General features: G+C 45.0%; 16 protein-coding genes. 6 read left to right on the forward strand and 10 right to left on the reverse strand.

The annotated features are described in order from the left end of the window. Positions 1-40: 40 nt before the first annotated feature. On the reverse strand, positions 41-730 hold the full coding sequence (locus tag KJ365_RS13220) for a crotonase/enoyl-CoA hydratase family protein (RefSeq protein WP_214452138.1): 690 nt from the start codon (positions 728-730) through the stop codon (positions 41-43). Between the two features lie 99 nt (positions 731-829). After that, on the reverse strand, positions 830-1,771 hold the full coding sequence (locus tag KJ365_RS13225) for an alpha/beta fold hydrolase (RefSeq protein ID WP_250884218.1): 942 nt from the start codon (positions 1,769-1,771) through the stop codon (positions 830-832). A 170-nt stretch (positions 1,772-1,941) separates the two neighbouring features. On the opposite strand from KJ365_RS13225, the gene htpX reads away from it, so the two are divergent. Beyond that, positions 1,942-2,814, forward strand: coding sequence for a protease HtpX (htpX, locus tag KJ365_RS13230; protein WP_214452140.1), 873 nt, complete (start codon positions 1,942-1,944; stop codon positions 2,812-2,814). Between the two features lie 52 nt (positions 2,815-2,866). Here htpX and KJ365_RS13235 read toward each other — a convergent pair whose 3' ends face one another. Together KJ365_RS13235 and KJ365_RS13240 are read right to left on the reverse strand one after the other, a co-directional pair. Next, on the reverse strand, positions 2,867-6,091 hold the full coding sequence (locus KJ365_RS13235) for a S41 family peptidase (RefSeq protein WP_214452141.1): 3,225 nt from the start codon (positions 6,089-6,091) through the stop codon (positions 2,867-2,869). Positions 6,092-6,181: 90 nt separating this feature from the next. Then, the gene (locus tag KJ365_RS13240; RefSeq protein WP_214452142.1) at positions 6,182-7,021 is read right to left on the reverse strand and encodes an AraC family transcriptional regulator; all 840 of its coding nucleotides are present in this window, start codon (positions 7,019-7,021) and stop codon (positions 6,182-6,184) included. Between the two features lie 156 nt (positions 7,022-7,177). On the opposite strand from KJ365_RS13240, the gene KJ365_RS13245 reads away from it, so the two are divergent. Beyond that, positions 7,178-7,657 carry a YHS domain-containing (seleno)protein gene (locus tag KJ365_RS13245; RefSeq protein WP_214452143.1) on the forward strand — a complete coding sequence of 160 codons (480 nt, stop codon included), beginning with the start codon at positions 7,178-7,180 and terminating at the stop codon, positions 7,655-7,657. Between the two features lie 198 nt (positions 7,658-7,855). Continuing rightward, on the forward strand, positions 7,856-8,974 hold the full coding sequence (locus KJ365_RS13250) for a hypothetical protein (protein WP_214452144.1): 1,119 nt from the start codon (positions 7,856-7,858) through the stop codon (positions 8,972-8,974). A 31-nt stretch (positions 8,975-9,005) separates the two neighbouring features. On the opposite strand, the gene KJ365_RS13255 is transcribed toward KJ365_RS13250, so the two are convergent. Beyond that, a complete protein-coding gene (locus tag KJ365_RS13255) occupies positions 9,006-10,154 on the reverse strand; it encodes a cupin domain-containing protein (protein WP_250884219.1) in 1,149 nt (382 codons plus the stop codon). Positions 10,155-10,344: 190 nt separating this feature from the next. On the opposite strand from KJ365_RS13255, the gene KJ365_RS13260 reads away from it, so the two are divergent. After that, the gene (locus KJ365_RS13260) at positions 10,345-10,908 is read left to right on the forward strand and encodes a lipid-binding SYLF domain-containing protein (protein WP_214452145.1); all 564 of its coding nucleotides are present in this window, start codon (positions 10,345-10,347) and stop codon (positions 10,906-10,908) included. Between the two features lie 125 nt (positions 10,909-11,033). Here the strand turns inward: KJ365_RS13260 and KJ365_RS13265 are convergent, their stop codons facing one another. The 4 genes from KJ365_RS13265 to KJ365_RS13280 form a co-directional block, all read right to left on the reverse strand. Further along, complete coding sequence (locus tag KJ365_RS13265) at positions 11,034-13,082, reverse strand: S9 family peptidase (RefSeq protein ID WP_214452146.1); 2,049 nt, start codon at positions 13,080-13,082, stop codon at positions 11,034-11,036. Positions 13,083-13,208: 126 nt separating this feature from the next. Next, the gene (locus KJ365_RS13270; protein ID WP_214452147.1) at positions 13,209-15,380 is read right to left on the reverse strand and encodes a prolyl oligopeptidase family serine peptidase; all 2,172 of its coding nucleotides are present in this window, start codon (positions 15,378-15,380) and stop codon (positions 13,209-13,211) included. Positions 15,381-15,698: 318 nt separating this feature from the next. Further along, entirely contained in the window at positions 15,699-16,112 is a 414-nt protein-coding gene (locus tag KJ365_RS13275) for a hypothetical protein (RefSeq protein WP_214452148.1), read from the reverse strand. 138 nt (positions 16,113-16,250) lie between these two features. Continuing rightward, on the reverse strand, positions 16,251-16,925 hold the full coding sequence (locus tag KJ365_RS13280; protein WP_214452149.1) for a hypothetical protein: 675 nt from the start codon (positions 16,923-16,925) through the stop codon (positions 16,251-16,253). Positions 16,926-17,013: 88 nt separating this feature from the next. On the opposite strand from KJ365_RS13280, the gene KJ365_RS13285 reads away from it, so the two are divergent. Both KJ365_RS13285 and KJ365_RS13290 read left to right on the forward strand, forming a co-directional pair. Then, positions 17,014-17,400 (forward strand): YkgJ family cysteine cluster protein, encoded by a 387-nt coding sequence (locus KJ365_RS13285; protein ID WP_214452150.1) that lies wholly within the window; start codon positions 17,014-17,016, stop codon positions 17,398-17,400. 103 nt (positions 17,401-17,503) lie between these two features. Then, positions 17,504-18,247, forward strand: coding sequence for a proteasome-type protease (locus KJ365_RS13290; RefSeq protein WP_214452151.1), 744 nt, complete (start codon positions 17,504-17,506; stop codon positions 18,245-18,247). 9 nt (positions 18,248-18,256) lie between these two features. Here KJ365_RS13290 and KJ365_RS13295 read toward each other — a convergent pair whose 3' ends face one another. After that, positions 18,257-19,348 carry a zinc-binding metallopeptidase family protein gene (locus KJ365_RS13295; RefSeq protein WP_214452152.1) on the reverse strand — a complete coding sequence of 364 codons (1,092 nt, stop codon included), beginning with the start codon at positions 19,346-19,348 and terminating at the stop codon, positions 18,257-18,259. Positions 19,349-19,388: the final 40 nt, after the last annotated feature.

A 19,388-nucleotide genomic window follows, 5' to 3' on the forward strand; every position in this document is an offset into this window, starting at 1 on the left:
TAGGATCAATAGCATCTAACCTGTGTAAGCGCTTTAAATGTTATAAACTTCCGTCTCTATCGAGCAATATGCACTTGTCTAATGAAGCTAATAGCTCACTGCGCGCCTTTAGTTTGGTTTGATGGTGAGCGCGCATATCAAGTTTGCTCATCGCCTTGGCGATAGCCGCTACGGTGGGTAAAAACGCCTCCTCACTGACCACTTTATCTAAAAAGCCTGCAGTCACCGCTTCTTGCGGCGATACCATTTCAGCTAGAATCACCGAGCGATTGAAAAACACAGGTGCTAGCCTGCCTCTTGCAAGCTCAACGCCGGCATGATGCATGCTCATACCAATAGCAACCTCGTTTAAGCCAATTTTGAAATCACCCTCGACGCCTATGCGATAGTCTGCACTGAGCAGTAAAAAAGCGCCTTTCGCTACCGCATGACCAGGACAAGCGGCAAGCACTGGGTATGGAAACGCTAGCAAGCGGCGTGACAAGGTAGAACCCTTTTCGACCAGTGCCATGGCAGAAGCCATACTTTCACGCATCACCTTTAAGTCGTAACCGCCTGATAGCATGCCAGGTTGGCCGGTCAAAACTACAACAGCTTTGGCTTTTTCAGCTTCGTCTAATGCTAGGTTCAGCTCTTCTATCACTTGATGAGAGATAGCATTTACCTTGCCGTTATTAATACTTATGGTCGCAATGTTATCTGCAATAGTTGTAGTAACTAATGTGCTCAAAATTATCTCCTAAGTCGCAACTTAACTGACCTGCGTTTAGTGCAATATGACTATGGCGGGCAAAAAATGCCAATCATCATTTTTTATAATCACATATTGCTACTGCGATCCGCTCAAAAAGGCCTTTACCGCTGTTACGGTAGCAATGGGATCTTCTTCATGAGGCACATGCCCTAGCTGCTCAAACACCACCAGCTCACTATTGATAATTGCCTGATTGAGTCGTTGTCCTACTCCCAAAGGTATCAAGCGGTCTAAGCCGCCCCAAATGATTAAGGTAGGGACATTGATGCTAGCGACTTTTGCGGCCAAATCCCCGGGTTGAGTTTGCGCAAAACGCGCCCGAAGTGCATCTCGATTGCCCTCTCTTAAACTGAGTTCATAGTAGCGATGAACAAGCTCGTCGGTCACTATGTCGGGGTTGCCATAAACATTTTTCACGCTGCTGGCAACTACCGATATGGGCAAAAAGTCATCGAGCAAATACTCCAAGATTGGGTACTGTGAGAGTATGAAAGCAATAGGTACCGACTCGGCTTCAAATGGCAACCCACTTGCATCAACCAATACCAACTGTGTTACGCGCTGGGGATGCAACACGGCCGTAGCCCAAGCAATATAGCCTCCTAAGGAGTTTCCGCCAAGTATGGCAGTATCAACATTTAAGGTATCAAGCACACTTACCACCACATCGGCATACGCTTCAATAGTGTAGTTGTTTTGTGGATGCGGACCCGTTAAACCAAAGCCCGGTAAGTCAAAGCGAATAACGCGTTTTTGTGAAACCAGCTCACTGACCCAGCCATCCCAAGTGTGAAGCGATGCGCTCGTACCATGAATAAGGACAATTGGGTTTGGGTCATCTCTTGGACCTTCATCTCGCAAGTGCACGTTCATACCGGCAATTTTAATAAACTGCGAAGGCGGCTGAGCCCAGCGCTCGGTTAACTCTTCAACAGGTATATCTGGGGATTGATTCATCCAAACATAGATAGCCAACCCAGACACTAAGGTGACTAATATGATCAGCGTATATTTCATGACTTTTAGCATGCCTACTTCACTATTATGAATGTTGTTTTTAACAACAGGTATTTGAGCAACCCGAAGCTTAACGTGTTATGACATTATTTTCATATCCCGCGAATTGTATTTTTATCGCATGACTCCATAATGTGACTAGGAAACAACCTTTTTACATTTGGGCATATATGAGAATTTTACTTTTTTTGGGTACCAACATCGCGATTATGGCGCTGCTAAGCCTGACCTTTAGTTTGTTTGGCGTCCAAGGGCTATTGGCAGATAATGGCGTCGACCTGAACCTTCAAGCCTTGCTACTGTACTCAGCGGTCATCGGTTTTGCGGGCTCATTTATTTCACTGCTTATGAGTAAATGGCTTGCCAAGCGCAGCATGAACGTACAGGTCATCGCCGAGCCAAGCAACCCTACCGAATCTTGGCTAGTGCAAACCGTGAGACTGCAGGCTGAACGTGCCAATATCGGCATGCCAGAGGTAGGCGTATTTGACCATCCATCCCCCAATGCTTTTGCCACAGGATGGAATAAGAACAATGCGTTAGTTGCCGTCAGCACTGGGCTGTTGCGCTCTATGAATAAGAATGAAGTTGAAGCGGTACTCGCGCACGAAGTTAGTCACGTCGCTAACGGCGATATGGTCACGTTGACGCTCGTGCAAGGCGTAGTCAACACCTTCGTCGTATTCTTATCACGTATTATCGGTCACGTGGTCGATAGAGTCGTCTTTAAGGTAGAACGTGGTCATGGACCGGCGTTTTACATTGTGTCTTTTTTGGCACAAATCGTATTAGGTATTTTGGCGATGACCATCGTCATGTGGTTTTCGCGCTACCGCGAGTTCAGAGCCGATGAAGGTGGTGCAAAACTAGCAGGCAAACAAAACATGATTGCTGCCCTAGAGAGCTTACAGCGAGGCAAGGAAACTGAGCCTATGCCAGATGAAATGCGCGCTCTGGCTATCAACGCGGGTAAAGTACAAAAACTGTTTTCAAGCCACCCGCCATTAGAAGACAGAATTCAAGCATTGAAAAACATGCAATAACGAACATAAAAAAGAGCGCTAGTTAGCGCTCTTTTTTCATTTGATAGTGCCCTTATAAATCCTTCAGTAACTCTTGCACTGCTCGCTCTAGCTGAGGATCTACCCCTTTGGCTTTATATGCCGGCGGGTTAAATACTTCAATGTCGGGCTTGGCAGGCACGAACTCCATGTTTTCACCGGTTTCTTTTACCCACCATCCTCTAAACGGCATGCGCACCGCGGTGCCATCTACCATAAATGCTGCACCAGTGCTGATTACCGCACCAAAAGTAGGACGGCCCACTACCTTACCGATGTCATTGGCTTGATAGGCGTGAGAGAAAATCTCTGCGTTTGAGTAGCTGTTTTCATTGGTCATCGCAATAGATGGCTTAGTCCAAGCAGACAGCGGTAAACGCTCTGAGAAAGGATAAGTATTTTTAAAGGCCTCATGATTTTTATTGATGTCGTCTGTCGCGCCACGGGGAATAGTATACGCGTGCTGCTTAACACTTAAGACGGCCATGAGATAGTCGGTTGTCCAACCGCCACCGTTATAGCGCACATCTATGACGATGCCTTCTTTACCATAACCTGCGGCCATCAATTCTCTTTCAAAACGCTCAAAACTACTCCAATTCATACCGCGAATGTGTAAGTAACCTAGTCTGCCACCAGAGAATTCTTTAGTTAGCGCTCGACGCGTATTCACCCAATCGTCGTAAAGTTGCGTGCTTAGGCTATTGGTCGGCCAAATAACTAACTCTTGCGATTCACCTGAGCGCTCAATGTTAAGCAACACAGGCTCATTGATTTGATTCATCAACAGCGAATACATGTTTTTTCCATCAAGCGACTGTTGATTAATCGCCGTAATCACATCACCCACTTGTAATTGGCTATCTTCTCTGTCGGCAGGGCTATCGGCCAGTACGCTAGATATTTCAAACCCCTGCTCTGTATGAGTACCTTCCAAACCCAATAGGCCAGTAAGCTGTCGTTGGGTTTCCTTAGGATTATCGCCTCTAGACATCCCCATGTGACTCGCATTCAACTGGCCTAACATTAAGTTAAAGATATATTGGAAGTCTTCTTTGGTGGAGGCCTTTAAGGCGATAGGCTTATATTTATCGCGTAGTGATGTCCAATCCTGACCATGGAACTGCGGGTCATAAAATCCGGCGCCAAGTTCACGCCATGCTTCATCAAAAATTTGCTCTTGCTCGGCTATGTAATCAATAGTGCTCGTCGAAGTTACGTCTAAATTGGTAGATTTATCAGACTTAGTATCGACACTCACCATGCGCCCACCGTTGGTAAGGGCAAATAGCTGCTTGCCATCTTTACTTAGATACAAATCTTCTACACCACGATCTCCATCAATAACGGCTTTTTTATCTTCGCCGTCCCATTTGATTTTGTATAGGTTCTCATCGGCTTCTACGCCCATGCGACCGCCACCGCTTGTGGCATAATAGATGTGGTTGCCGTCTTTTGTAAACGCCAACTCGGTTTCACCGCCTGTAAAGCGCGTGACTTGCTGTAAACGCAAATAGATGTTGTCGAAATCAATTTTAATCGCCATTGCTTCAGCTGGCTCTGCATCTTCGCTTGCATCCTCGCCCTCAACGGTCTCTTCGTCTTCAGGCTTTTTAGCTTTTTTAGGCTTTTCCTTGTCGCTTTTCTCATCGCGCTTCCACTCTTCATTAGAGCGCTGCCAGTCAGACTTTGTTAACCAAGCAAACCAAATATCTGGATCGCCGTTGTTGCGCATAGACACGAACCCAAGCTTACTGCCATCTGGGCTCCAAACCGGGCCATAATCATATTTTGGATGCATGCTGACATTCACAGGCTCAGAAGAATTATCTGCCGCATGAATGTATACTTCTTCATTAAAATATAAATCGGCTAAAGAATAGGCAAGCCATACACTATCGGGCGACCAAGCCACGCCAGATGGTGAATCCCATCCATCTAGCAAGACAATTTGATTGCTTAAGGTACCATCATCACTAATGTCCGCAGTGAGCAAGCGACCACGACCTTGATTGAAAGCGAGCTTTTTGCCATCAGGAGAAACAACCGGTGAAGATTCTTCTTCATCGCTACTCGTAAGCCTGGTGACTTTGTGTTTTAACGAAACAAACAGGTTTTTCTCATTGGCATCATCCGACGTCAACATGAATAAGTCATTTTGATCGTAGCGGTCAGATACAAATAATAACGTATTATCATTTAGCCACGTCACATCGCGATCTCTATCACCACCGGTGGTCAAACGCACGCTGCGCTTATCTTCTTTATCATTTCGGGTAATATAAATATCGCCACGGTGTACATACGCGCTTAACTTACCATTTGGAGAGACAGCGTACTCATTAATGCGGTTATTCACCGAGTTAGTCACTACTAGATCAAATCTAAAATCACTGGTCACATCGATATTAATAGCACGCTTGCCAGAGGTTTTTGTATTAAACTGCCAAACGCTATCGCCAGTTTGGTAAGCAAGTTTAGAACCGTCTGCAGTGGTGCTGAAATGGTTAATACCAAAATTACTTTCGTCGGTGATTTGCGTTATTTCACCATCTAGCGTCGCTTTATGAACATTGTATTTACCGCTTCGGGCAGACACAAAATACAAGCTATCATTGCCCACCCACTTTGGCATGAAATCGTTACCATCAAAATCTGTTAGCTGGGTGTAGGTATTTTTGTCTCTATCGTAAATCCAGATATCGCGATTAGCTGGGCCGCGATAGTCTTCGCGTGCTACGCGGCATGTGCCTCTGACAAATGCCACCTTACTGCCATCTGGAGACACAATTGGGTCAAACCCTAGTGCATCCATAAAACGGCCTTCGGTGCGATTACCTTGAGCGTCTACCTGCATAATTTCCCACTCACGCTCAACCTGCGCATACACTCGGCGGCTATTAAACAATATTTGATTGTCGGGCGTGAAACTAACGACTCTGTCATTGCCAGAGTGGTAAGTAAGTCGTTGCGGTTGGCCGCCATTTTTAGGCATTACATAAACGTCATCGTTTCCAAAGCGGTCGCTGCTAAACGCTAGGGTAGAAGAATCAGCAGACCACACTGGGTTGCTTTCGTAGCCTTCATGTATAGTGAGACGAGTGGCCCGTCCGCCATCGGCATCAACGGTCCAAATATCACCTTGATACGAAAACGCAACGTGTTCGCCATCGGGGCTAATTTCAGTTTGTAAGATAAGCGCTTGTGATAGCGCAAGAGGTGCCGTAACTAATAAGGCAAGGCTAGTGAGTAGTTTCATTAATATCCCTGTCGTTTTTTTGTTGTTATATACGTAATGCTGATAAAAAAGCATCATTTTTGTTTTATAAGCAGCGTCGTTGCGTGTTGATCAGCGGCTATCTTTTTGCAAATTTTGTTGCTGCCACTTTTTAGGCGACGTGCCTGAATGCTTTCGAAACGCGCGAGCCAGTGCTGAGCCGTTTTCATATCCGACCTTTTTGGCCACTATGTTGACTGTATGCCCCTTCAGTAATTCATTTTGGGCGACGGTCATGCGCCAATTAGTTAAATATTCCCCAGGTGTTTCATCCACCACTTCTCGAAATAAATCTGCAAATTTTGAGCGCGACATAAACGCATATTCGGCCATCGAATCAAGACTCCATGGATATTCAGGTTGCGCATGAAGCTTTACAATGACTTGCGATAGTTGAGGGTGTGATAAGCCAGCGAGTAAACCTTGCGTCATTTGCTCGCTGTCTAATACATAGCGTAATACTTGGATGATAAAGATATCGCACAGCCTATCAATCATCGGTTCGCGCCCGCATTTGTCGCCAAACGCCTCTTTAAAGAGCCATTTTGCTGCTTTTTTTAAATCCGGGTAGCGACTTAACTGAAATTTCAAAAACGGTGGTAGTGATTGCGCAATGGGATTGGCTTTTGGATCTTGATATTCAATCGTCGCGCAGACTAAATCGGCGCCAATTACTGGGTCTGGCACTAGGCGATGTTTGCGACCACTTGGAAAAAACAGCACGGATGGCTGTGCGATATTGCGCTTTTTACCCAGGTCATCAATCAGCTGCAGCGCCCCGCTTTTAAGAATGTGTATGTGCCCTCGGGCACCGTCAGGCTCTTCAAACTCGCTTATGCTGCAAAGGTTTCCACTAAAAAACACATCTGCGTGTAAATTAAAGCGCTTAATAATTTCCGATAATCGGTCCATTGGCCCTCCTTTGGACGATTGGTATTATTTTAAAGACTACTTGATTCATTTTGTATAAGCAAACCCCTGTCTTATGTAGTGTCACTTAAACAGAGCGCCACACAATTTGCTCTATTACACATACCACATTGAAAATATTACATAGGAAACAACAACATGAACTTCAAAACCATTTTAAAAGCTAGCGCCATTGCCTCAACTCTTTTACTAAGCACCTTCACCTTTGCTTCAGACATTGATGTAAACGCAAACGCCAACGACCTTGCCATTCAAGGTTACGATACTGTTGCTTACTTTACTGAAGGCCAACCGGTGCAAGGCAGCTCTGAATTTACTGCCACTTACAAGAATGCTATTTATCAATTCTCAAGCGAAGAACATCGAGATTTGTTTCGTGAAAACCCTGAAAAATACGCACCACAATACGGCGGCTTTTGTGCCTTTGGTGTGACGATGGAAAGAAAGTTTGATACCGATCCGACCGCTTTTAAAATCGTTGATAACAAACTTTACCTAAATCTCAATTCACAAGTACAAGCGCGTTGGTTAACTGACATACCTGGATTTGTAGAGAGTGCTAACGGTAATTGGGGTGACATCAAACTTAAAACAGATGCTGAGCTAGAAGCAGAGTAAGTTCATCGGCTAATAGGGTCGTCTGTTACTCAAGATGGCCCTAATCTCATCTCCATTACCGTTAACCGCAACACCACACTTCCCATATCCAAAGGACATAACTTCCGCTCATTATTGATCTGAGCTAGTCAATCATACATACTTTGAGTCACGCTAAGACTTCACTTAGCTGTAAAACGAAGCGCTTAAAGGATCTCAATGCACGACACTTACGAACCCGCCGCAGGAAAAAAATCGCGATTAAAAACCTTTATTGTAATAGGTGTTTGGGTCGCAATTTTAGCGATACTCATCACGGCATATATGCGTGCTCAAAGTGCTAGAGAAGCGCAAGCACAAGTCGATACCGGTATTAAATGGGATCCACAGTTACTTGCTTGTAATGAGGTGTTCGATGCCTCGCCAACCGATAGCTTTACAACATGTTTAGCCATGGCTGATGAGGGCTGGATTGATGCCGCTCAGCGCATTGCATGGGCCTATACCCGAGATGGTGAACATCAAAACTGGCAGTCTGTATATGACTGGTTAGTGTGGCTGAGTGATTACGACGTGTATGCTGAACTACTCAGTTATATCGTACTGTATGAGATTGGCGAAAGTAACGATGTAAAAGAAGATGGCGAACGCGGCATTCGGAAAATGGCCATCATCAATAACCCCGCCGCAGCGGCTTATTTAGCCTCTGTGTACTACTTAGGGGCACATCAACTGCCACGGCAGTCCAATATCACATGGTTACTTGAACGAGCTTACCAACAAAGTAAGTTTTGGGTCATGCCGGAAGAGATTGCTCGCATTTACGCTCGCGGTTTTTTAGGCAAAGCCCAACCAGAAAAAGCAAAAGCCTTATTAATCGACGCGACAAAAGATGACTTTCCTTTGCACGCCAACAATGTCGCATGGCTGTTTGCCACCACCGATTCACCGCAGCTTGCGGATACTAAAATGGCTGTCACCTTGGCCGAGAAAGTCGTAGCTGAACAAGAATATGCCGAAAACTACGTATATGTAGATACCTTAGCCGCCGCCTATGCCGCTGACGGAAAATTTGACCAAGCGGTTGAAGCACAGTTAAAAGCGGTAGATTTAATTAAGTCGGCCCATAAGCAAAATGAGAATCCGTCACCCCAACTTGCGTCTTTTGAAGAACGCTTGGCCTTGTTTAAAGCACAGCAACCTTATGTAATTGAGGAAACCCTTGAAGCAGGAAATGAGTTCTTTGAATCATTTAAAAATCAGATAGAACAAGCCCTTATCGATAACTTATATGTTGAGGTGCAAGCGCCTGAAGTGGACACTTTAGCGCAGCCCTGAGTACGTCAACGATATATTAGATGCTGACGGTTTACGCGTTTTCTAGATACCAATAACCCGCGTTTAAAAGCTCGGTACATAAATCAGCCATTAAGCTCATTTGTATCTTAGTTAAGTTTAATGGCAAGTGCGTGGCCTCTTCGCTGATAAATGCTTGAGTTAATACCGCTATCTCTTGGGGCGCGACAAACGCGCCTCCATCTATATAAAAGGTGAATGTGTCGCTGGCTTTCTCTTTAAAAATTGGTCTTACACCGGGTGCGCGTATCAGTACAGCAGACTGAGTCAATATAGATAAGGTATCGCGTTTCGTATATTCCTCGTCACAAGCGAGTTCCGGTAGCGCCTGACGCGACAAATACTGCACAATGGTTTGTTGCCCAGCTTCACTTTCCAATAATCTTTGTAACATCTGCGTTAAGGCTTGTAACTCTCCGTTGCTTACCAGCGAAGCTGGCGCTTGGGCGCATCGCAATGCCAACTGATCTGGGTCGGTATAGCGAGTTTGCTTTGCAGCTAAAGCTTCTGATTCATCTACAATACCGGCGAGAAGCTCTAAGTCTGTGGGTGCACGAAAGCCAATCGAATAATTGAGGCAGTCAGTCAATGCCACCCCATTGTGAGGGTGTTTAGGCGGAATATAAATCGCATCTCCTGGTGCAAGCTCTTGGTCAATCACCGCGTCAAACCCATCTATTTGTTTGAGCAAAGGATGAGTAACGAGCTGATTAAAATGACTGGGAAGGCCCACCTGCCAACGTCGCCTACCTTTACCTTGCACGATGATCACATCATATTCATCTATGTGAGCACCCACGCCAGCTCCTTCATTTGAAAAGCTCACCATCACATCTTCTAAGCGCCAATGCGGAATATCACTGACTTGGTCGGTTAACATATTTACTTCATCGATGTATTTATCGACGCCTTGCACCAACAGTATCCAAGCACCTTTGCACAGAGGTTCGAAATCGTCAATGGGGCCTTGCGTTACTTGCCAGTTTGCGCCTTGTTGAGAAATCAATCGACTATCAACCTCACTCTCTTGAGCAAGACCCGCTAAATCATGTTCATCTAAAGGATCGACAAAATTTGGGATGAAACCTTTGATCACGCAGGGCTTTTTTTGCCAATACTCTTGCATGAATTGGCGATAGTTGAAGCCTTGCATGGTACTCATATAGCGTGCGTCCTTATCGGTCAGTGAATTAAAACCTTCTTATGTTACCGTTAATTGCAACTAAGGCGTTAATTTATCGGTCATAAACTCGCTATATGCTTGGCTCCCTGTCAGCCATTTATCCATACTGGTCCAGGGGATGCTTTGCTGATACATTGAGTTTTCACGTTAACATCAAAGGAATTTTGGTATGAATTTAATGAAATTGAGTGCGGCATGGATTGGCATTGTGCTGCTTAGCGGGTGCGCATCCATGGGCGATGGAACGGTCGCTGAAAAGCGCACAGCTATCTTAGAAATGCAGCAAGACACCCTAACTAAATTATACGAAAAGAAACCGGCGGCAAGAGCCGAGCTTGCCGCATCACCAGGCTATGCCGTGTTCTCCAATGCCAACGTGAACCTGTTTATTGTGGCCGCTGGAACCGGATATGGCGTGGTTAACGACAGCATCAGCGGCAAGAAAACCTATATGAATATGGCTGAGGGCGGCGTTGGGTTTGGCGTGGGAGCTAAAGACTATCGCATCGTGATGGTATTTCACTCTGAAAAGGCCATGCGTGATTTTGTTGAAAAAGGCTGGACCTTTGGTGGCAACGCAGATGCCGCGGCTAAAGCAGGTAGTAAAGGCAAATCGATTGAAGGTGAAGCATATTACGGCGATGTAACGGTGTATACGATGACCGAAAGTGGCTTAGCCTTGCAAGCAACGGTCAAAGGTACGCGGTTTTGGGTGGATGATAAGTTAAATTAGATGCTTTTCAGTACTAGTGCATCGGCTAAACAATCACGTGATAAGGTGCTAAATGTATAGGCTGATTACGTTAAAACGGTATCCCGCAATCATCGCGGGATACCTATACTTTTGGTCAGATAGCGTTATTCGTCACTATCTTTTGCTTTTAATCGCTCACCCATATCCAAATCAAATACAGGCATTGGATCATTACGCGAGGCATCTGGAGCTAAGTAAGTATCCATCCAACGCATAAAGCGTAAAGAATAGTCATACTGGGCTGCCGCGTTGCGGTTACCGTGACCTTCTCCTGGATAGAACACTAGGCGAACTGGCGTTTCGGTGCGCACTTTCATAGAGCGATATAGCTCCATCGATTGTGAAGGATGGACTCGTGTATCTTCCTCACCGTGCATGATCAAGGTAGGTGTTGTGCTCTTGCCAGCATGATAAATGGGAGAGCGCTCAATGAGGTTCATCCAGTTATCTTCCCACGGCCATTTAAGTGAGTGAACAAGATGCATTTCGTTGGGAATATCGCTGGTACCAAACTTTGATACCTGATTAGAAATCCCCACAAATGCGACAGCCGCTGCAAAATGCTCCGTTAAGGCGGTAGCGCCCCACATCGATGCATAGCCACCATATGAACCACCTGTAATACCTACGCGGTCACGGTTTACAATGCCTGCTTCAACTAATGCTTCCACACCATCAACCAGATCATTAAACTCTTTACCAGCGTAATCGTCCTGATGCTCTTTAGCAAAGGCAACGCCGCGGCCAGTAGAACCTCGATAGTTTGGATAGAACACTGCATAACCATCTGCTGCACCAAACTGACCGGCATCTGAGTAACGAGTGATCCAGCCATCGCTATAATGTGCTTCAGGGCCGCCGTGAACTGTCAAAATAAGCGGCCAACCACCTTCTGGCGCGTCGCCATTTGGCGTGATTAATAGCCCTTCTATAGTCTCACCGTCTCTTGCAGTATAAGTAAAGGTAGTTTGCTCAGATAGTGTGAGCTCTTCTAACCATGCATTGTGAGAGGAGAGTTTTTCAGTACGATTACGCTTAGCGCTAAATACTTCACGGGGATGTTTGGGACTATCTGCGATAAAACGAATTTCGCCATCGCCAACGTCGGCACTGCGTACAGCAATATCATCCGGTGTTTGGTAAGTGCGTTTTTCGTCTCCATCTGTGTCATAGAGTACCAATGCGGTCTCCACGCCGCGATGTGCAACGGCTAAAATGTCATCGCCAAGCCAGTCAATGTCCACAATATGTTGCAACGCATCTTTGGTAAGTTGCTCAAAACTGTCGCTATTGGTCTTGCTCACCATTAACACGCCAGTAGAGGTATCGTGTACATCGGTGCCGGCAAGAAAGGCAAGGTGGTCACCATCAGGTGAGATTTCAAAGGTGCCTAATTTACCAGGGATATCCAAAGTAGAGATGACCTCACCTGACGTGACATTTAGAAAATGAAGGTCGCGGAGCATGTAGTAGTCATCAATTAAGTTGGTAGGGGCAACCGCTGCCACTAAGGTTTCGCCCGAGGCCGACAGCTCAATATCAGAGACATGGCCGCCTGAAAAAAGCTTACTAGCTTGTGCATCTGCGTCTTGCAAATTCACTGTCCATAAAGATGCTAGGCGCTGGTCTTCTTCATAAGCGTAGGCTTTAAAACCTTTGTCTTTTAGATCCTCGGCATCGTCTTTTTCGTTTGCGACAAAATACAGCGTACTGTTGTCGGGGCTCACGGCATAATCGCCAATGCTTGTTTCAAACTCAAACTGCTTGACCGCTTCGCCGCCGTTTAGCGATATGGAATAAAGCGAGGTGTTTTTGTCATCATCACGCTTTGATTTAAAATACAAGGTTTTGCCGTCTTGACTGAATTGCAACGCCGATACACCACCAGCGGCCGTAATAAACTTGCTGGCAGCCCCGTCACCGCGGATTAAGTAAAGATGGGTGTCGGGCGTACCGTCTTTATCACCCGCTAGGATATCTCTTGGCTGGGAAACGGTATATACGGTGAAGTTACCATCATTAGATACCGTCACATTACCGGCATTTATCAATTTAGGAAGATGTTCAATTTCGAAAGTATTAGCTGAGGCTGCAACGCTACTCAGTGCAATTGTTGCCGCTAACAGCGAATGTTTAAAAGGAATATTTACCATCTAGGAAGCTCCGTCATTATCATTATTATGTGTTTGGTTAAAAACTCAGGCCTATATAAACATAAAACCGAACGCCTCTCAAAACAAGGCGTTCGGTTATTTAGTATCACTTAATTGATGAGCTGTTTATTGTGCAGGGGTATCGAGGCTTCTAATACCCATGTTCCACAATGTGAACCCATATAAGTCGGCAAATTGTTCTATGGTTTTACTCACTGGCGTACCGGCACCATGACCAGCATCTTTTTCGATACGGATCAGAGTTGGGTTGCTACCTTGTTGAAACTCTTGCAAGGTCGCTGCATATTTGAATGAATGCGCAGGTACTACGCGATCATCTCTATCAGCGGTAGTCACCATAATGGCCGGATATTCAGTCGCACGAATATTATGAAGTGGCGAATACCCTTTTAAATACTCAAACATCTCTTCGCTTTGTTCTGCAGTTCCATAATCATAGGCCCAACCCGCTCCTGCCGTAAAGGTATGATAACGCAACATATCCATAACGCCTACGGCCGGCAACGCAACCTGCGCCAAGTCAGGGCGTTGGTTAGCCACCGCGCCTACTAATAAACCGCCATTTGAACCACCGCGTATTGCTAGATACTGACTGCTGGTGTAGTTCTGTGCAATGAGGTACTCGCCGGCTGCAATAAAGTCATCAAAGGCGTTTTGACGCTTCATTTGAATCGCCGCTTGGTGCCACTCTTTGCCGTATTCACCGCCGCCACGAATATTAGCGACCGCATATACGCCGCCTAACTCTAACCAAGCTGCGACCGTTGAACTAAAGCTAGGCATTAGGCTAACGTTAAAACCGCCGTAGCCATACAACAATGTAGGGTTTTTACCGTTTAACTCAGTATCTTTATGATGCGTAATGATCATTGGCACGCGTGTGCCGTCTTTTGAAGTATAAAACACCTGCTCAGAGACATACTGACTACCATCAAAGTTGATTGCTGGCGCATTGAATACCGATGATTCACCGCTTTTAATATCAAGGCTGAAGATGGTAGTTGGTGTGGTGTAGTTTGCAAACGTAAAGTAAGTTTGTGTGGCATCGGCTTTTGCAGCAAAGCTACCTGCATTGCCAATACCTGGCAGTTCGATTGCACGCACTTGCTCGCCATCTAAGGTATATTGATACACTTTTGAGATAGCATCTTGTATGTATTCGGCAAAAATAAAGCCGCCAGCGGTGCTTGGCACCAGTACATTTTCGGTCTCGGGGATCACGTCTTGCCAATTTGCCACATCAGGCGCGCTAGCATTCACCGATACTATGCGAGTATTTGGCGCGTCATGATTGGTCACAAGATACAAAGTATCGTCTTTTGTGGTGAGCAAGCGTACGTCAGTTGATACGTCTTCTTTGACAAGCTTAAAGGTACTTTGTGGGTCGCTCAAATCTTTGACAAAGGCGCGATTACCAGAAGTCGTGACCGCTGCAGACACCATTAAAAACCGATTGTCTTCACTGACTTGTGCACCAACGTAACGGTGCTTTTCTTCTTCGGTATGACCAAACACCTTAACGTCCTCGGCTTGAGCAGTGTCCACCACATGATAGTAAAGCTTATGCTGGTCAGTTTTTTCACTTAACTCAGAGCCTTCTGGCTTGTCGTAGCTTGAGTAGTAAAAGCCTTCATTCTTGTACCAAGACAACCCACTGAACTTAACGTCTTGAAGTGGCTCGCCCACTTGCTCCATGGTCTCGGTGTTGATTACGTATACCTGACGCCAATCACTGCCACCGGTAGATGTTTGGTAAGCTGCCAATGAGCCGTCATCGGAGAATGCTAGAGCCGCGAGCGATATGGTACCATCGTCACTAAACTTGTTCGGGTCGAGGAATACTTCTGGCTCGCCATCACCTTTTTGACGATACACAACACTTTGGTTTTGTAAGCCATCGTTTTTATAAAAATAGGTATATTCGCCTTCTGTGAAAGGCGCAGAAACACGCTCGTAGTTGATTAAGTTTCTGACCACTTCGGCAATTTCGCCTCGGTAGGTGATCTGTGACAGGTAGTTTTGGGTGACCACATTTTGCGCATCAACCCATGCGCCAGTCTCTTCACTTCGATCATCTTCGAGCCAACGATAAGGATCTGCCACTTCTTGGCCAAAATACGTATCGACTACATCGCCTTTGCGGGTGCTCGGATAAGTTAGTGTTTGCATAGTTTGCTCTTGCTCTGCAGCTTGCTGCTCTTCAACCGCTGGCTGACACGCCATAATGGAGCCTGCCACCAAAGTGCATAAAGCACCACGTGTAAGGACTGTTTTCATACCGATTTACCTTTTTATTGTTTTTAGAAATGAGTATTTGTATAACGCTCATGACAAGTGAACATGAAAGTTATACCCGTTAGATATTGTATATACGAAGGCGTGCCCCGTAGAGATTAACTAAAGGTTAACAGCATCACCGACGCGCGCAAACCTGAAAATTGTAAGGCCTTACAACAAGATAAACTTGTTTGTTGATGACGGTTACCTCTTATTGTTTAGGGCGCAAAAAAAAGCCTTCTATCACAATAGAAGGCAATAAAGTCAGCTTGAAAGGGAGCAACTTTAATGGTCACACTAGGGAGAGTGTTTGCACGTTTAAAACTGGGTTTGCGAAAGGGCCTGAGTTGCGTATTTAGCATCAACGTCACTCATGTTTGTGAGGTTTTTCGCCACTTGTGTGCGGGTATCGTTTAAGGTGTTTTCAATATCGAAATAAATCACCGCAGCGATAAATACCTCTTCGCTAGAAAAATCGCCTTTCTGATAACCTTCGTCGATAATCGCTAGTTGTGCTTTCGCGTCTGCAAGGTCTTGCTCTAAGTGCATCAATAACGATACTGCTCTATTAATGTGTTGCACCTGAATAGTTGCTTGACGAATATCTTTTGTCTCGATGACCGCGGATGTCGCGTGAGCAGACTGCCCTGCTAGCAACGCAAACATCATTAACGCAGTGAAAGAGCCGCTGATAATTTTAAGAGCTGTTTTGGTAAAGTTATGTAATTGCATGGCGACGTTTCCGCTTTGTCTTTAAGTTGTGTTCATCTTAAAATACAAGACCGGATAAAAATAATTATGCTTTCATATGAAATACATTTTTATTTGTGATGTTTTGAGCGCTCAGTTATCAATAGCCAACCGATGCGGTTAGTCACGCGCGAGATGAAACGTTATTTGAAAGCCAGTGGTGTTCCACATTCTAGCGACCAAATAAAAGAGCGAAATCATGAATAATGAAAACCACCACTCATAAGCGTTCTCCCAGTTGTCCCAGCCTTCCCAATAAAACCCTGCGATAGCGCTTAAAATACCCGATATAACAAGGGCCGCGCATATATAAACGAGAGCTTTTTGTTCGCCCTCAATGCAAAGCGCTTTGCAATCGACTAACTGCAATTTACGCAACAAAAGTAAATGGCCAAATGATGAAAACGCAAAGTAAAAGATAACCCCAATGCGCCGGGCCAGTGCGTAAGGCTCACCTACCGCGCCAAGGGTTACCGTATAAATAATGAGTGCACATGACGCTATCACGCCCAAACCCGTGATAAGCCTAGTGCCAATGCGGCCATTACTGATTTGTTTGAGCCACACCCGTAAGATGAGCCAATAAGCGAGCATAAAAATGGCGGTGGGGATCATCAGTGCTTTAAACACAAAAAACTCAGGATATTGACGTCCCGTAGCGCTAATGGAGTGACACTGCGACCAGTAAGGTAAGCAATACTCCAAATTACCAAACAAAATTGAAATCGTTAACGTCGTGTGCACCGTTAAAAGCGGCAACAATACCGCAACTATGGCGATTTTATAGGGCGTCATTTTGATTGTTTCCACCTTGTTCAATATTGTTCTATCATACGACAAACTTCCCAAGTGAGATTAGCTCGCTTACAAGATTTGGTCATCTGTGAAAGAATGTAATCAATGTGGAAAATGCTGTATTAAATACGGTGATGGTGGGCTTAATGCCACCCACGAGGAACTGCGTTTGTGGGAGCTTTTTAACCCAGACATTTATGCCTATGTTAAAGACGAAAAAATTTGGTTCGATCCACAATCAGGCGAAAAGCTCAGTCGTTGCCCGTTTCTAGAAATAGAAAAACCTCGATATCCCACGTCGCCTACCCGCTATACCTGTGGTATCTATCTTGATAGACCCGATGACTGTCGACAATATCCAAGTTTAATATCAGAAATGATCGCAGATGAATGCGAGATGATTGAAACCGTTGATTTGAATCATCCTAAACGTGCGCAAGATGCTTTGAACACGTTGATGCGTGACAGTCGTTAATCACTATTAATATTGTTATGACGCGCTTATCTACTAGGAAATTTGCAACAACTTGCTACACTTCGCACATACCGGTTTACTCACATCCCATGAGGATTAAAAATTGACATATTGTTTAGCTATTAATGTGAATAAAGGGATGGTTTTCGCCTCAGATTCACGCACCAATGCGGGCGTAGATTACGTTGCAAGCCACAGTAAAATGTTTAACTTCATATATCCAAACAATCGCAGCATTTATATTCTAACCTCTGGTAGTTTGGCAACATCGCAATCTGTGATAAACCGCATTACCACCGATTTAGAAGACACAGAGGCCAGCTTTAATCTGCTTAAAGCCAAACATTTACATGAAGTTGCAGATTATGTGGGTGAACTGAGTCAAGCTCAACAAACCAAATACGAAGGGGCAATGAAAAAAAGCAACATGAGTGCTGAATCAAGCTTTATCGTCGGTGGTCAAATTAAAGGGCAAGATTGTGAAATTTTTCATGTCTATCCACAAGGGAATTACATTAAAGCCTCTATCGAAACGCCTTACTTGCAAATTGGCGAAAACAAGTACGGCAAACCTATTCTCGATCGCATTATTGCACCGAACACCACTTTAGAGGATGCCGCTCGATGCGCACTCGTTTCATTAGATTCGACCATTCGAAGTAATATTTCTGTAGGCCCTCCTATAGAAATGGCAATTCATACCTACAATGACTTTGATGGCCCTTACTACAATACATATAGCGTTAATTCAACGTTCTATAAATCTTTACAAAAACAATGGAACGAAGGGCTAAAACGGGCGTTCAAACGCCTTCCTCGCTTTGAATGGGAAAAAGAAAAGTCTTAGCAGTATCATCTATTTACTGCTAAGCGCTTCACTCTCAATCACTTTATGAACAAAGCGAAGTTTATTCAGCGCCGACAATGAAATAACAAACGGATACGCATCATCTAGGCCCATGCTTCGATTAAGTGCATTTAGCGCGCGGGTAAGGCGACACCAATCGTCAAACAGGCGCGTAAAGTTGGTTTCTGTAAGCAAGGCGTTGTCGTGTTCATGGGCCACCAAAGGATTACTCAATGGACTACCAGCAATGCTAAATTCAAATTGATTGGCAGTCTCAAGGGTATCGACCATGTGTAGGTAGTGCGCCCATGTTTCTGCCCAATCTTCCCAAGGATGCATGCTGGCGTAGGCGCTTATCCAAACATTTTGCCAATCAGCGGCCGGTCCATTGCTATAGTAACTTTGCATAGCATGCTGATAATCAATACGTTCATCGCCAAATAGTCGCCTGAACTCCTCAAGGTATGCACTATTTTTAATTAAACAGTCCCAAAAATAATGCCCCGATTCATGCCTGAAATGCCCTAATAGGGTACGATATTGCTCCTGCATTTTTTCGCGCATTTCAATACGCGTTGACGGGTCAGCCTCATTTAAGTTTATGGTGATCAAGCCGCTCTGATGGCCAGTTGTCACATAACTTTTTATGGTTAACTCATTACCAAAGGCGTCTTGCGTGACATCTTCAAGGAACGCAAAGCCCAAACCGCTAACTTGGTTTTCTTGCTTGCTGACCACCGGCAAATCGAGCTTAAAAATCGAATACAACAGTCGGCGCTTAGCCTCTTCCATCAAAAACCACAAACGTAAGTTTTTTGGATCGTTTAAATTCGGGATGGTCTCTGTCAAACGGCAAGATTGGCAAAGAGAATGGCTATCATCATCACGCACCATCCAATTGCAGACGTCGAGCTCGGCGTAATTTCGACACTTTCGATAAAGGTGGTTACTTGTATCAGTACGATACATGCCCGGCGCCACTTCTTTTATTGGAGCTAACGACAATTCGTCTGGCAAAAACCCTAACATCGAATGGCACTTGACACACTCAGTATTAGGGAAGTGCAGGGTATTTTTGCATGTGCATGCAAAGGTTTTCAAAGCATAACGCTCCTGATCGGCATACCTAGGTAATTGAAAA

Origin of the sequence: Glaciecola sp. XM2, assembly GCF_018595715.1 — a bacterium.
GTDB lineage: Bacteria > Pseudomonadota > Gammaproteobacteria > Enterobacterales > Alteromonadaceae > Glaciecola.